Annotated in this window: 14 protein-coding genes and 1 pseudogene; 9 read left to right on the forward strand and 6 right to left on the reverse strand. The window is 60.6% G+C overall.

From position 1 onward, the window contains the following. Positions 1-75: 75 nt before the first annotated feature. From ACP2YO_RS07410 to ACP2YO_RS07420, 3 genes are all read left to right on the forward strand, one after another. Entirely contained in the window at positions 76-936 is an 861-nt protein-coding gene (locus tag ACP2YO_RS07410) for a haloalkane dehalogenase (RefSeq protein ID WP_426440279.1), read from the forward strand. A 107-nt stretch (positions 937-1043) separates the two neighbouring features. Then, positions 1044-1964, forward strand: a complete 921-nt coding sequence (locus ACP2YO_RS07415) for an NAD(P)H-binding protein (protein WP_426443096.1) — start codon at positions 1044-1046, stop codon at positions 1962-1964. A 521-nt stretch (positions 1965-2485) separates the two neighbouring features. Beyond that, complete coding sequence (locus ACP2YO_RS07420; protein ID WP_426440280.1) at positions 2486-2677, forward strand: hypothetical protein; 192 nt, start codon at positions 2486-2488, stop codon at positions 2675-2677. A gap of 181 nt (positions 2678-2858) precedes the next feature. On the opposite strand, the gene ACP2YO_RS07425 is transcribed toward ACP2YO_RS07420, so the two are convergent. From ACP2YO_RS07425 to ACP2YO_RS07450, 6 genes and pseudogenes are all read right to left on the reverse strand, one after another. Beyond that, the gene (locus tag ACP2YO_RS07425; protein WP_426440281.1) at positions 2859-3794 is read right to left on the reverse strand and encodes a cupin domain-containing protein; all 936 of its coding nucleotides are present in this window, start codon (positions 3792-3794) and stop codon (positions 2859-2861) included. A gap of 601 nt (positions 3795-4395) precedes the next feature. Next, entirely contained in the window at positions 4396-4878 is a 483-nt protein-coding gene (locus ACP2YO_RS07430; RefSeq protein WP_426440282.1) for a tautomerase family protein, read from the reverse strand. Between the two features lie 50 nt (positions 4879-4928). Next, positions 4929-6375, reverse strand: a pseudogene (locus tag ACP2YO_RS07435) (NAD-dependent succinate-semialdehyde dehydrogenase). Between the two features lie 324 nt (positions 6376-6699). Next, positions 6700-6957, reverse strand: a complete 258-nt coding sequence (locus ACP2YO_RS07440) for an aldehyde dehydrogenase family protein (RefSeq protein ID WP_426440283.1) — start codon at positions 6955-6957, stop codon at positions 6700-6702. Then, positions 6954-7154 carry an aldehyde dehydrogenase family protein gene (locus ACP2YO_RS07445; protein ID WP_426440284.1) on the reverse strand — a complete coding sequence of 67 codons (201 nt, stop codon included), beginning with the start codon at positions 7152-7154 and terminating at the stop codon, positions 6954-6956. Before ACP2YO_RS07445 ends, ACP2YO_RS07440 begins: the two co-directional genes overlap by 4 nt. 216 nt (positions 7155-7370) lie before the next feature. Then, positions 7371-8153: an MEDS domain-containing protein gene (locus tag ACP2YO_RS07450; RefSeq protein WP_426440285.1), complete on the reverse strand. Its 783-nt coding sequence runs from the start codon at positions 8151-8153 to the stop codon at positions 7371-7373. A 225-nt stretch (positions 8154-8378) separates the two neighbouring features. On the opposite strand from ACP2YO_RS07450, the gene ACP2YO_RS07455 reads away from it, so the two are divergent. The 6 genes from ACP2YO_RS07455 to ACP2YO_RS07480 all read left to right on the forward strand — a co-directional run bounded on the left by ACP2YO_RS07455 (position 8379) and on the right by ACP2YO_RS07480 (position 14859). Then, entirely contained in the window at positions 8379-9509 is a 1131-nt protein-coding gene (locus ACP2YO_RS07455; RefSeq protein ID WP_426440286.1) for a cobalamin-independent methionine synthase II family protein, read from the forward strand. A 389-nt stretch (positions 9510-9898) separates the two neighbouring features. After that, positions 9899-11470: an FAD-dependent oxidoreductase gene (locus tag ACP2YO_RS07460; RefSeq protein WP_426440287.1), complete on the forward strand. Its 1572-nt coding sequence runs from the start codon at positions 9899-9901 to the stop codon at positions 11468-11470. After that, positions 11467-12222, forward strand: coding sequence for an SDR family NAD(P)-dependent oxidoreductase (locus tag ACP2YO_RS07465; RefSeq protein WP_426440288.1), 756 nt, complete (start codon positions 11467-11469; stop codon positions 12220-12222). The genes ACP2YO_RS07460 and ACP2YO_RS07465 overlap by 4 nt, the downstream gene beginning before the upstream one ends. A gap of 50 nt (positions 12223-12272) precedes the next feature. Further along, positions 12273-13040, forward strand: a complete 768-nt coding sequence (locus ACP2YO_RS07470) for an SDR family NAD(P)-dependent oxidoreductase (protein ID WP_426440289.1) — start codon at positions 12273-12275, stop codon at positions 13038-13040. Beyond that, the gene (locus ACP2YO_RS07475; protein ID WP_426440290.1) at positions 13037-14026 is read left to right on the forward strand and encodes a CoA transferase subunit A; all 990 of its coding nucleotides are present in this window, start codon (positions 13037-13039) and stop codon (positions 14024-14026) included. Before ACP2YO_RS07470 ends, ACP2YO_RS07475 begins: the two co-directional genes overlap by 4 nt. 26 nt (positions 14027-14052) lie before the next feature. Further along, positions 14053-14859 (forward strand): CoA-transferase subunit beta, encoded by an 807-nt coding sequence (locus tag ACP2YO_RS07480; RefSeq protein WP_426443097.1) that lies wholly within the window; start codon positions 14053-14055, stop codon positions 14857-14859. The last annotated feature ends 64 nt before the right edge of the window (positions 14860-14923 follow it).

The following is a 14923-nucleotide window of genomic DNA, read 5'->3' on the forward strand; positions in this document are numbered from 1 at the left end:
CTCGAAGAAGATCCTGTGAGGAGACAAAAATTGCCCATATCGATCGAAAAATTCGGGAAACAGAAGGTCGCCGAAGTGAACGGCAAGCGGATGGCCTACATCGACGAAGGCGCGGGCAGCGCCATCGTCTTTCAGCATGGGAATCCGACGTCGTCCTATCTGTGGCGCAACGTGATGCGGCACTGCGCCGGCTCGGGACGTCTGATTGCCTGCGACCTGATCGGCATGGGCGGGTCCGACAAGCTGTCAAATTCCGGCCCTGACCGCTACGGGTACCAGGAGCAGCAGGAGTTTCTGTTCGGGTTATGGGACAAGCTGGATCTCGGAAACGACGTGATCCTCGTCATACACGACTGGGGCTCCGCCCTGGGCTTCGATTGGGCTCGTCAGAATCCAAAGCGGGTTAAGGGAATTGTCTACATGGAGGCCATCGTCAAGCCGTTGACCTGGCAAGATTGGCCCGAGAATGCACGCAAGGTCTTCCAGGGCTTCCGCGGCGAGCGCGGCGAGGAAATGGTTCTTGAGAACAACATTTTCGTCGAGCGAGTGCTGCCAAGCTCGGTATTGCGCGGCCTGACTGAGGACGAGATGGCGGTGTATCGCGCCCCCTTTACGACGCCGGGTGAAGACCGGCGCCCCACGCTGAGCTGGCCGCGTCAACTGCCGATCGACGGCGAGCCGGGAAGCGTCGTTGCCATCGTCGACGACTATGGTCGGTGGCTGGCCGAGAGTCCGATCCCCAAGCTGTTTATCAATGCTGAACCGGGCTCGATCCTGACCGGCTCGGCCCGCGACTTCTGCCGGACCTGGCGAAATCAAAAGGAGATCACTGTCAAGGGTAGTCACTTCATCCAGGAGGACAGTCCCGATGAAATCGGCCGCGCCGTTGCCGATTTCGCGCGATCGGTCCGGGACGGAACATTCGCAGGCGACTGACAACTTCCGGGCCGATTGCTTGGTATTTCTCGCTCCACCAAAGGTGGAGACAAGAACATTCGGGCATGCGTCCCTCCGGGGCGGGCGTTGACGCGCGGCTGTTCTTCATGTCGCGGCGGAGATCCCCCTCGCATAGCACGCAGACGTTTTTGGTAATTGGCGCGACCGGCAAAACCGGTCGCCATACAGTGCAACTCCTTCTTGAAAGAGGTCACGCGGTCCGTGCGATGGTACACAAGCAGGATGAACGCTCGGAGGCGCTTCGGCGCATGGGCGCGGAGGTCACGATTGGTGAACTCCTGGAGCACGACGACGTAATCCGGGCGGCAGCCGGCACCAGCGCCGCCTATTTTTGTTATCCGGTTAGTCCGGGACTCATTCCGGCAACGGCATATTTCGCGGACGCGGCCAAGCGGGCAGCGCTCAAGGTCGTTGTCAACATGTCGCAGATTTCAGCGCGGGAAGATTCCAAAAGCCACGCCGCGCGCGACCACTGGATCGCCGAACGCCTTTTCGACTGGTCTGGCGTTCCGACCGTCCACATCCGTCCGACATTCTTCTCGGAATGGCTTTTGTTCCCGTTCGTGCGCTCGACCATTGTCGAGAACGGCATCATCGATCTCCCATATGGCAACGGGCGTCATGCTCCAATTGCTGGGGAGGACCAGGCACGGGTTATCGCGACTATCCTGGCAGCGCCAGCCGCTCATGTCGGGAAGACCTATCCTCTCTGCGGACCAACTGAGCTGGATCAGGCTGGAATCGCCGCAGCGATCAGCGAGGTTCTGGGCCGAAAGATCAGCTACCGGCCGTTGACAATTCCCCAATATCGGGAGCGTCTCGAAAAGACGGGCTTGTCTGAGTTCATGATCCAGCATTTCTGCGCAGTTGCTCTCGACTATCAGAACGGCCTTTTCTCGGGTGAAGACAAGTTCATCGCCGAACTGACCGGCAAGCCGCCGATGACCGTACAGGATTTCCTGACTTCGCACCGAGAAGTCTTCAGGACGACGAGCGCTGTAGGCTGACGCACGTCATGATACCGATAGGCTCGTCCGCTCTCGCCGCAATTATTCATAGGTTACTCGGTCAAGAGTCGACGATGCGATTCTAAGCCGGGACTGCGGCGACGTTGGCGTCCGATGTTTCACGCCAGCCTGCCAATAGCCGTTGTCGCCGACGGGCGACGGGTCTGCCGCCGTTGGGCGGATCGTACGGCTCCCCGTGATCGTTCGCTGCTTCCGCCGCGACGCCGACCTGTCCGGGCACACTTTGAGGAATGTTTTTTGCGACCAATATATTTCGGGTGGATGCTGCAGCTTATATGCCAGGGCATATCGGCAGGTTTTCACCACGAGCTCCTCCCTAAGCCTTGCGGCCGGATGTTCCCGCTAGACTAGCGTCGTTGGGATGGCCGGCGCGCTGCCCAGTCACGAGTGTTTTATACCCTCGTTACCGCCTGAAGAGCTTCAAAGTTGGCGCTGAGGTCCTATGTCGAATGGAATGATGACCGTAATCTAACAGCGTCTAACCAAGATTTGGAGCAAATATGGGCGAGGTTGTTCAATTCATCCCGAAGTCTGAGCGCGAGCGAGTGCGCCTAATTCGAGAAGCCCGCGCGATATATGACAGCATCTTCCCGCCTGCCGGTCCGGTCAGCGAGCAGCAGGACAAGGTACCGGCAAGTCATGCGGTCAGCGGCGCCAATGCCTATCGCGGCGACGGGGTCTTCCAGTCGTGATCAGGATCATCGCCTCGCTCAGCAATCTCGCCTCCGGCAAATTGCCACGAGCAGACCGTCACCACCTCGCGCTTCGGATCAGTTGAGAACGCCGGCGGGGCCGGATGCGATCGCAAGCGCAGAGAGGCGCCGCAACATGTCCGAGCACGCATTCCTGAAGAGGCAGCGTAGATTGATCGAACTACCGAAGAGCGTTTAGCAGCGCGTCATGCCCGCTTGAGGACGGACGATGGCCCGGACTCTCAGCCCTTCCAGCGGGCGTCGTTGCGATTGATCCCTCGGGGCGCGTTGCGGCTGGCTGACGGTTAGCCGGCCGCGGTGCGAGCAGCATGGCTTTGGCCAAGGCCATGCGCCACTCTATCAGATATTGCATCGGGGGCACTCCGACCTTCTGGCCGAAGCGCTCGCTGAAGGCCGAGCGGGATAGACCCGCCACCTTGGCCATTTCCTCCACCGACCATGCGTGAGCCACGTCACCATGGAGGCGCCTCAGGGCGCGGGCGAGAAGCGGATCAGCGAGCCCCACGAGGAGGCCGGGTCGTCCGATGGCGTCGACGCTTTCGGTGCGGAACCGCAGCGCCTCCACGAGCAGAACCTCGACAAGGCGATCGACAACGAGATCGCGGCCTGGTCGCTCGGCAAGCGCCTCCTCGACGATCGAATCTATCGTGCGTTTAAGCCGTCCCGCCGCGGGATCGGAGGCTTGGATATGGATAAGGGTTGGCAGCAGATCGCCGAGCAGGCTGCGGTTGACGGAGTCCAATTCGAAATAACCACCGAGCTGCTTGAACTCAGGTTCGAGATCGGGATCGCCGTACCGCACCTCGCCGGCCTGACAAGCCAGCGCCTCTTGCGCGTTGAGCGAAATGACTTCGCAGGCGAGGTCGCTGGCAATCGTGAAGGCCCGGCCGGCTGGCATGAGGACGAAATCGCCTGTGGCGAGACGCAAGGTTTCATGGCCGTCGACTGTCAGCCAGCATTCGCCGGCCAGCACGAGTCCAAAGCCGGCGTAAGCCACTCGCGAACGACGCATGGACCAGCGGCCGGCCCCGTGCATAACCTTGGTTTCGACCGCGCGCGGGCGCAGCAAGGTAATCACATCGGCAAGCGGTTCCATATTCAGGACGATCTATAATGCGTTAACGGACACATCACAGGCCGTGGGAATTGGCATGCGCTAGGTCTTTTCACCGCAATGGTTCCATCAGGAGACTTCATGCGCAAGATCGCTATCATTTCAGGCGACAGTTTCAATGGGACATGACCGCGTCTTCCACGCTCGATTACCGGCTAAATGCGTAGGTTGGAAGGCAAGGTTGCACTCATCACGAGCGCTGGAGGGCTGGGATCGATCGCACAGCGCTTTGTCGATGAGGGCGGGTCAGTCGGCGTTGCTAATGTCTCGGAGTATCCTGCAACGGATCTTGCTGCAAAGCTCTGTGATGGTTCGGATCGGGTTGCATTTCGATTGCGGAAATCCCGAGTCGATTGAAGCTGGCGTCGAAGAAACCCTGCGCCAGTTCGGAAGATCGACACCCCCTCAACAACGCCGCGGCCAACGGTCCATGAGATCCTTGCTCAGGACCGCACCGCCGTCGACACTTCCATCGAGATCTAGGATCAGACGATGAATGTCAACGGCCGCGGGATGATGCTCGGATGTAAATATGCCGTACCGCATATGATCGCACATTTCGCATCAGTTGAGAGCGAGCACTTCAGGAGTCGGCAAGGCCAGCGTTCCAAATATGCCCATTGGCCGGGATCGTCTCTTGATAGGAGTAAGGGCTTGCCTTGTTTTCCTTGATCCAACGCTTCTCAGCAACGGATTCGAAGGGGGGCGGAATCTCTCCCTGAAGCGACCAGAGATCAGCGGGAAGTTCATCCACGGTGACCTCCCAGTCGAAGCCCCGCTCCCTGACCCACGGCGCGATCAAACTATCGATGGTGTGGATCCACCAGCTCCTGACCACGGCGCCATTGGCCGTTCGAGCCATCTGGTCGACCTTGAAACGAACAAACTTCGGGTGCGACTTGCCGCCAACGAAATAATTCTTCGCAGTCACCTCTTCGAAAATCATGACGACGTAGAAGGCCGGGATCGGAACCGTGCCGTACGCTTCGGTGATCTTCTCCGCTAACTTCGCTTTGTCCGCGTCCGAGTATGCTCCGACCGGAGTGTAAACCTTCCATAACGGCATTATGTTTCCTCCGCTTGATGTTGGCTAACCCCGCATCTTCCGGGCAGGCGTCAGCTCGATTGAACCGGTCCCCATGGCGGGGAACCGGCCGGCACTATGGTGACTAGCTTGCGATTGACGAACTCACCGAAGCCCAATTCCGAAAGCTCGCGGCCATAGCCCGAGCGCTTGACGCCGCCGAACGGCAGCTCGGCGGTCGTCCAGGCTGGCTGGTTCACGAAAACCATGCCGCTCTCGATCCGATCGGCGACCGCGCGGCCCCGCGCCGTATCGCCGGCGAAGACCGAACGGGCTGGCGTTGGCGAGGGCGATCGCCTCCTCCTCCGTGTCGACCACAAAAAGGGACGCCACGGGCCCGAACAACTCCTGCGAATAAACCGGGTTGTCGGGCGTGATGTCCTTCAGGACCGTCGCCTGCAAATAGAAGCCCGGCCGGTCCACCCGTTCGCCGCCGACCACGACGGTGGCGCCGCCCTTCTTGGCCGCGCTAATCTGGTCGAGCAGGAGGTTCAGCGCCCGTTCCGAGGACACCGGCCCGAGCCCCGTGTCTTCCGCGGTCGGCTCACCGACCTTGAGGCCTGCCATGCCGCTCACAAAGGCGTCCTGGAACGCCTGTCCTCGTGCCTGGCCGACCACGATGATGCGCTTGGACGACACGCAGCTCTGGCCGGTGTTGAACATCCGGCCGAAGATGGCGCTCTCGACAGCGGACCCCAGCGGCGCATCCTCGAGGACGATGAGCGGGTCGCTGCCGCCCAGCTCGGCGACCACCTTTTTCAGATTGCGTCCTGCCCGCTCGGCCACCGCGGCGCCAGCGCGCTCGCTGCCGGTGATGGTCACGCCGACGATGCGGGGGTCGTCGATCAGGCGTCCGACTTGCTCGATGCTGGCGAAGAGGTTGGTGTAGACGCCCGCGGGCGCGCCGGCGTCCTGCATCAGCCGCTCGAACGCCAGCGCGCACTGTGGCACGGTCTTGGCGTGCTTGAGTAGCACGACATTGCCCGCGGCCAGTTGCGGGCCGACGACACGCGCCACCTGGTAGTAGGGGAAGTTCCACGGCTCGATCGCCAGGATCACCCCAATCGGGCGGGTCTCGAGCACGCTGTCGGGGAAGCCGGCGAAGGTCTGCGGCTTTAGGAATTCCTCGGCGCAGCTGCCGTAGTAGTCGAGGATCGCCGCGGAGAGCTCGACTTCCGCCCGCGCCGTCCCCAAGAGTTTGCCCATCTCCAGGGTGACGTAGCCGGCGTACTCGTCCGCTCGCTCCCGCAGCAGCGCCGCCGCCTTCGAAAGAATCTGGGTGCGCTCCGCGACAGGGCGATCGCGCCAATTCGTCTGATAGGCGCATCGGGCGGCGGCGACGGCTGCTTCTAGCGCCGTCTCGGAGATATCGTCGAAGGTCTTCAAACGCACCCCCGACGCCGGATTGACAGTTCCGTAGGCCACGCATTCCTCCGTTGTCTTGAGCGAACCACAACGGTTCTTGCTAGTCTGCCACATAGTGGAGCTTAGGCATTCGCGTCTCCGTCAACCATGTCGAACTCTGCCAATCTAGGCGTTCGACTGTGCCAAGGAACGGGGTCTCTCCGCTGCCTCGCGGCAAGCCCTTCAGAGCGTGGTCTAGACTGCGGGCGAGAATCGAACTTCGGCCGAGCAACGCCGATCAAGCTCCGATCAAGCCGTTGCGATTTCCCTCTTTTGATCGGGGGCCGTCGCTCCACGGCGGACTTAGCAGGCACGGCCGTTCCTGCAATAACGAGCCAGCGGTGTCCGGCCGCCATCGTAGACCGGACACCGCTGGATACGGCCGGCAGGACGTTTGCTTCAGATCATGATAGTCCTTGCCTCAAGAAACTCTTCGATGCCGTAGGCGCCATATTCGCGCCCGATACCGGAATGCTTGAACCCTCCGAACGGCGTGATCGGGTCATAACCGCCGTTGATTGAAACCCGGCCGGCCTCGATCTGCGATGCGAGGCGCCGTGCCCGTCCCGGATTCGACGAGAAAACGTATGCGGCCAAGCCGTATTCCGTGTCGTTGGCGATCTCGATCGCATGTTCGTCGTCGCGGTAATAAATCACCGACAGAACCGGGCCGAGATTTCCTCGCGCGCGATCGTCATGTCATTGGTGACATCGGCAAACACCGTCGGGCGCACGAAGTGACCGTTCGACAGCCCCTCCGGGCGGCCAGGTCCGCCAGCGAGCAACCGGGCGCCTTCGTCGATGCCACGGCGTATGTGGGATTGGACACGCTCCCACTGCCGCTCACTCGCCATCGGACCGATCACAGACTTGGGGTCGCGGGGATCGCCGGTTCATGTTGCATGCTGCCACAGACCGCTGGCGCGATCGGACATGCTCGTGTCAGGCGTCGGCGCGCACCTTGCGCAAAAGCGTCGGCGGACAGCCCGTCCATTTGACGAAGGCCTTGCGGAAACTGGTGGCTCGGAGAACTCGAAACCAGGGCCATGGTGCGGCAACAGGATGGGAGATCAACGAAAGAAACCTTGACGCACCTCCTCGTCAAGATGAACGAGCGGATGCGAGCAGCATGCCTGCAGCACCCCTTCGCCATTAAAGCGGGTGATGTCATATTGACAGACGATGGTCACGTCGGGATTGTCGTCGAGAACCTTATTCAGCCGCCGCTCATAGGTGTGGATTTCCTCGCGCCCGAGAATATTGGAGAAGAACCAGTCCATCTCGCCTGTGATCAAGTGTTTGCTAAACCCGTCCGCGCGCAGGCGCATCATGATCAGCCGTATGAAGGAGATCATGAAGTCGGCGGAAAAGACACCCTGCCGCAGATATGATTCCTGTGCGGAGACCAGGCGCAACAGGCCACGGTTGATTGCATCCTGAGGATCGATGCCCTCGTTATGGACACATTCAATGAGGCGATCTCGAGTCGATGCGTGATAGAGATAGGTGGTCGGCAAATTGGCCCGATAGTGATCCAGGAAATAGGTACGAAACGCTTCCCATTGCTCGCTTGGATTACGAAAATAGAGGCAGACATGTTTGTGGCAGCCGCCCTGACTCGCGTGCTGCACCGCATCGGTGGCTGAAACGCCGGGCGCAGCAACCGTCCCACCGATAGTGCGCCGCAATAGGAACTCCTCGAGCATTTTCTGATCGAAGCGGCGCGCCCCACGCATACCAATACGATGGCAGGACAACTGCCCATCCTTGGTCCAGCGACGCAATGAGGTCTTGCTGACGCCCAGATATTGCGCCGCTTCCTCCAGCGTTAACAGTCGTTTGGCGTCGCTCATCATTCCTGCTCGTCGATCGAAGAAGTCCCACGCCGCAGCGCAATGTAGCGGACCGTTCCTATGCAAATTCGCAGAGTCGCGCAACCCAGGATGATCAGGTCTGGGTAAGTAAGGATGCATCAGGATTGTACAACTAAGAATCCAGTTGACACATTATGGATAAGATAGATATGTTTTGGATAAGACAAAGCAAGGGCCAATGAGCCCAACCGAGGGAGGACGTAAATGAAAATCCGAGACCAAGAGATTCTCGTTCCGACCAGCATGGTCGGGAATTACCCGAACCCACGTTGGTGGGACGCATCGTGGGGACGCCATTTCACCGGCAATCAGGAGCCGCCCGACTCAATGAACCGGGAGGCCCTCGAAGATGCCATCGGGGCCATTGCGCGGGATCAGGAGATCGCGGGACTGGACATCATCTCGGATGGAAGGGTTCACGGCGACAACTATGCCGACGCGGCAGTTTATTATTACCTGCGTCGCCTCGGCTACGATCTGAAGGGAGGCCATCTCGGCTTCCCGATCTATAGCCGCCTCCATGCGGGCACCCTCGAGCAGGCGGTCAAACGCCACGGCGCGTTGATGGTCGAGCAAGCCAAAGCTCTGCGACGCGCTACTCGCAAGCCGACCAAGATCCAGTACACCGGCGTCCAGGTGCTGGCACAATGTACCAACGATCTGCACTACAGCAACAGCCGCGACCGCGCGCTCGCGATCGCCAGGGCTATCAATCAGGACGTGCTGGAGATCGACGCGTTGGGCATTGATTTCATCCAGTTCGACGAGTTCACCTGGCCCTATTTCTTCGAAGACTGGGGAATCGAAGCCTTTAACGTCGCTGTCGAGGGCGTGAAGAACGCCAAGGTCGTCGTCCATGTTTGCTGGGGCAATTGGGGTGGCACGCCTGCGTACTACCCCGACGACACCGCGAAGGCAGGTGAGATCTTCGACCTGACCAAGCGGAAGGCCAATGCTTCGGCGCCGTCCGCCACACGCTCGGTGGTGCCGAAGGCTTATGAAGCGCATATCAACGTGCTGAACCTTGAGAGCTGTGGCCGACGGGACGACGATCTCTCCGGCCTCGATACTTTCAAGGAATTCCCTTTACCCAACAACGTGGACTTCTGGGCCGGCGTGATCGACGTCAAGAGCACGATCACCGAGACGGCCGATCAGGTTGCGGACCGCATCCGTAAGCTGTCGCGCGTCATTCCGATCGACCGGCTTGGAGTGACGACGGATTGTGGGCTGATTCTCCTGCAGCGCTACATCGCCCAGGACAAACTGCACGCCATGGTCGAGGGCGCAAATATCGTCCGCGACGAGCACGCGAAGACCAAAAAGGTCGCCTGACCAAGCCATCTGTCTAGCAACGATACGGTGCTGCCCGGGAGGTTATCCTCGCTGTCCCGGGCGGCGAAGGGAAAGCCATGCCCGTCTACTCTCTGCAATGCCCGGATTGCGACCATCAGTTCAAGGGGATGGTCATGGCCCAGACCGAGCCGCCGCGCGAGTGGGTGTGCTCGAAGTGCAGTGGCCGGCGCGTCGGCATGGCGCCCGGAACGAAACCGGCCCCGCACCCCTGGGATGCAGGCCCTGATCAGAACCAAACAGGTCGTCGTATGCGGCTTGGTCATCCCCTGTCTTGTCCGTGCTGCCTCTGAAACGGCTGTCGATCGGAGACAGGCGCGAAAGCTTTCTACGACGTCGAATTGCGATCAACGGGACCAGAGGAAAATGATATGAGCGACGCGGCTGTAATGGATGTCCGGGACAACCACTGGAACATCGAAGAGTGGAGTCACAAAATCGAGGAAGTCTACGATGCGCCGAACGCCCCAGCGTTGTTCAACATCGACGAAAGTGACAAGCGCGAGTACGACGCAATCTACCTCGGAGGCGGCGCAAGTGGTCGCTTTGGTTCGGCCTACCTGCGCGCCATGGGCGGACGCCAACTAATCATTGAGGCTTGGCCGTTTCTCGGCGGATCCTGCCCGCATAACGCCTGCGTGCCCCACCATCTGTTTTCGGACTGTGCGGCCGAGTTGATGCTCCAGCGCACGTTCGGCGGAACGCTTTGGTTTCCGAAGATGGACGGCGTGCGCACATCCATCAAAGACGTCGTCGATCTGTTCAGGCAAGGGCGCACCGGCCCGCACGCCATCATGAACTACCAAAGCAAGGAACAGCTCGATCTTGAGTATGTCCTGAACGCCAAAGGGAAAATCATCGACGCGCACACCGTCGAGGTGGCGGGAAGGCGCTTCAAGGCCAAGAACCTCATCCTCGCGACAGGCACCCGTCCGCAGGTGGTGGATGTGCCGGGCAATGACCTCAAGGGCGTCTACACAAATGTGAATCTCGTTGAGACGCTGGATTACGAACCCTCCGAGACAGTCGTCGTGATCGGTGGCAGCAAGACGGCTGTCGAGTACGGTTGCTTCTTCAATGCCACCGGCCGACGGACGATCATGATCGTCAGGTCGGAATGCCTGAAGCTGATCCCAGACCTCGAAACGCGAGGTTACGTCCTGGACCGGATGAAGGAGCAGGGGATCGAGATATGGGAAGACTCCCAACTCCAAGGCATCGAAGCCGACCGGAACGGAAAGGTTAGTGGCGTTACGATCGACACGCCCAATGGCGTCGAGAAGATCGCCACGAACTTCGTTTTCATGGGGCTCGGTGAAATCCCAAACTCCGAAATGGCTGTCGAAGCGTTGGGTGTCAAGGTCGGAAACAAGAACGAAATTCTTGTCAATTCTCGTCTGCAGACGTCGGTACCGAACGTTTACGCCGTTGGTGACCTGATCGGAGCACCGATGGAGATGTTCAAGGCGCGCAAAAGTGGAGTCTATGCGGCGCGCAACGTGATGGGGGTCGAGGCCCATTACGAGCCGAATGATTTTCCTGATTTTCTGCATACCCATTACGAAGTAAGTTGGCTGGGCCTCGGCGAGGAAGAGGCTCGAAAGAAATTCAAGAACGTCATCATCATCAAGATGCCGCCGGACAACCCGAACGGCCTCAACATCGGCTTGCCGGCAGGCGACCGCGTGATGTTGTACGTGATGGCGAAGCCTCACATGTCTGGCTTTCAGAAATTAGTCATCGACGGCGACACTCGCCGCGTCTTGGGCGCCCATCACGTCGGCTACGGGGCAAAGGACGCGTTCCAGTATTTGAACGTTCTCGTCAAGAAGGGTCTGACGGTCGATGATTTGGGGGAGATGGATGAATTGTTCCTCAATCCCACCCATTTCATCCAGCTGTCGCGCCTGCGCGCGGGTAAGAAACATCTGGTCGGGCTATGAGCCCGCGCATTGTTGTCGTTACCGGAGCGGCCTCTGGTAACGGGCTGGCTATTACGTCGAGGCTTCTGTCGCGGGGCGATTCCGTTGTCGCCTTCGACGTCTCGGCGCAGGCCCTGGCAAATTGCGAGGCTGAGTATTGGGCCGATCATCGCGATGCCGTGCTGACGACGGTTGGCGATGTTTCGAACGAGGCTGATGTTGGATGCCTGATCGATCTCGCCTTGAAAGAGCGTGGACGGGTGGACGTGCTGATCAACAACGCAGGCATCACGGGCGGCTATTCCGCCACGGATGTACACACGACGCCGCTATCGGAATTCGACGAGGTGATGGCGGTAAATGTGCGCGGTGTGTTTCTGGGTTGTCATGCGGTCCTGCCCCACATGCTTGAACGACGGGCCGGCGTGATCGTCAACGTCGCCTCTGTGGCCGGCTTCGTAGCGTTCCCGAAGCGGGCTGCCTACACGACGTCCAAGGGTGCCGTAATGCAACTGACGCGATCAATCGCTGTGGACTATGCCCATGCCGGGATCCGCTGCAACGCCTTGTGTCCCGGGATGATCGAGACGCCGATGACGAAGTGGCGGCTCGATCAACCTGATCTGCGCGCGCAAGTGTTGGCACGCATCCCTCAGAACGAGATCGGAACGACGGACGACGTCGCAGCCGCCGCGGAGTTTCTGCTGAGTGACAGCGCTCGCTACATGAACGGTTCGGCGCTGGTGATGGACGGCGGATATCTGGCGATCTAACGGCGCGACGCGTCCGACAAACAAGTCAAGACTTCGGAGGAAGCAACACAATGTCGAATCGCTTGATGAACGAAGTCATCGCCATTACCGGCGGCGGCGCCGGTATCGGGCTCGCTATAGCCAGCGCGGCGTTACGCGAGGGGGCAAAGGTTGCGCTGATCGACCTCGACGGAGGTCTGGCGGAGCGCTCCGCGGCGATGCTCAGCACCGGGGGTGCGGTGGCGAGGGGTTTTGGGGCTGACGTCACCAAGGCGAGCGACATCGCCGCGGCCATCGTCGCCGCCGAACGGACCGTCGGCTCTCTGACGGGGCTCGTCAATAACGCCGGTATCGCCGGCTTCGGCTCAGTTCATGAGGCCGATGTAGCGGCCTGGGACCGGATCATGGCGGTCAACGTGACGGGGACCTTTCTGACCTCCAAGGCCGCGCTCGCCGGCATGCTGGAACGACGCAAGGGCACGATCGTCAACTTCGGCTCCGTCGCCGGGCTCGTCGGCATTCCGACCATGGCGGCGTACTGCGCAGCCAAGGGCGCAATCGTCAATCTGACGCGCCAGATGGCGGCGGATTACTCAGGCAGGGGCATTCGGGTCAATGCCGTCTGTCCCGGCACCGTCGCCTCGACAGGTATGGGCCAGCAGTTGCTCGGCAGCGACACCAGTCCAGAGGTCCAGGCGCGTCGGCTGTCGAAATATCCAATGGGGCGCTTCGGCACCCCCGAGGACATCGCGGAAGCGGTGATCTTTCTCTTGAGCCATCAAGCGGGCTTTGTGACCGGCGCGGCCTTTTCCGTGGACGGCGGGATGACTGCCATATGAGCAATGCACACATGATAGCGACGAATGGAAAGCCGAGGTCGGGTGGGGTCTGGACGAACGCGGACAAACGGAGTGGTCTGGAAGACGTCGCCGGCGCAGTGAAAGACGGTCACGTGGTCGCGGTCGGTGGCGGCTTGTCCTCCCGCGTGCCGATGGCCATTTTGCGCTCCCTGCTGCGTCGAAACGTACGCGACCTGACAGTTGTCGGCTCGGCGCATGGAATCGATATCGACTTGCTGTGCGGCGCCGGTGCGGTGTCGGTCACCAGCGAGAGCTATGTCGGATTCGAGCAGGACTTTGGAATCGCTCCGAATTACCGGCGTGCCTGCGAGGCGGGAGAAGTCCGCATCGACGACAGTTGCTGCTACACGGTGGTCCAGCAACTGCGTGCTGCCGTGGCGGGCCTGCCTTTCATGCCGATGCGCTCGGCGCGGGGCACCAGCTTTCCAGGCCTTCATCCCGAATACAAGACAATGACTTGCCCCTACACGGGCGAGGAACTGCTGCTTGTGCCGGCGCTAATTCCGGATGTTGCGATCCTGCATGCCCAATACGGTGACGCGCAGGGAAATCTGCGCATCGAGGGTCCGCCGGTTCTCGATCCTTTGTTCGCCAAGGCGTCACGCGTGGTCATCGCTTCGGTCGAAGAGATCGTGCCGACCGAGCGCTTGGTCGAACTCGGCGGCATTACCATCCCCTACTTTTATGTCACTGCCGTCGCCGAAGTGCGGATGGGGGCGCACCCGACGGCCTGCTATCCGTTCTACGCTTACGACAGGCCGCACACGGCAGCTTATTACACTGCCGCTCGGAGCGGCGCCCAGCGCTTCAACACCGACTATCTTGAGCCCTTCGTCTTCGGCTGCACGGATCACGCCTCCTATCTGCGACGCATCGGCGGCGATGAAACAAGCCGGCGTCTTGCCACCTGGTCGGCAGGAACGGAGGCCTGGATGTCGCTTTATCGCGAGGAGGCGATGGCATGATCCGGGATTGCAGCTTGGGCGAGTTGATGATCGCCGCCATCGCCCGAACCGTCGAAGACGGGACGTTGGCGTTCCACGGCTATGGCTCGCCGCTGGTCCAACTCGCCTTGCATGTCGCTAAACGCACCCATGCGCCAAACCTGGTGCTGGTCGCCGGCGCTACCTACGGCATTAACCCCGAACCGCCCTTTCTCAGCCCGACTTCCAATGATTGGGTGATGGATCGCGGCGCCGCGCTTTCGCTCGATATCGAGGAACTGTTCGACCTCGCCGCCGCCGGTCGAATGCAGCGGATGTTCCTCTCCGGGTTGCAGATCGATAAATGGGGAAATTGCAACGTTACCAGTCTGGGCACGAACCGGCTTGCCATGAAGTTGCCCGGCGGCGGCGGCGGTTGCAATCTGTCCTGCGACGTCGATCAAGTGACGCTTTGGACGACGGGCCATCGTTCGGCGCTCGACGCAGAAGGTCGCCGGCGTTTCCGCCTGGTCGAACAATGCGACTTCGTCACCAGCCTCGGCCATTGCGGAGTGGACGGTCGCGGCCGGAAGGCGCTTGGCCATCGTGGCAAGGGTCCGCAGTGGATCGTGACGGATCTCGGTGTGTTTGATTTCGACGCCGAGGGCCATGCGCGGCTGCGGGCGGTTTATCCGGACATCTCGATCGACGAGGTTCGCGACAACACGGGCTTCGGACTCCGCCTGGCCGAGAAGGTGGAATGCGTGCCGCTGCCGGATCGCGAGACGATCGCCCTGATCCGCCGGCTCGATCCGCTTCATGTCCACGAGCATGAGGTCCGTGCCGAAGATCGCGATCGTAGGTTCGCAGCATGATGGCACACCCACAGCCGACATCCCACGAGCCCGCCGCGCGGTTGCTTCGCGACCGAAGTAACGT

Source organism: Bradyrhizobium genosp. P (assembly GCF_049949265.1).
GTDB lineage: Bacteria > Pseudomonadota > Alphaproteobacteria > Rhizobiales > Xanthobacteraceae > Bradyrhizobium.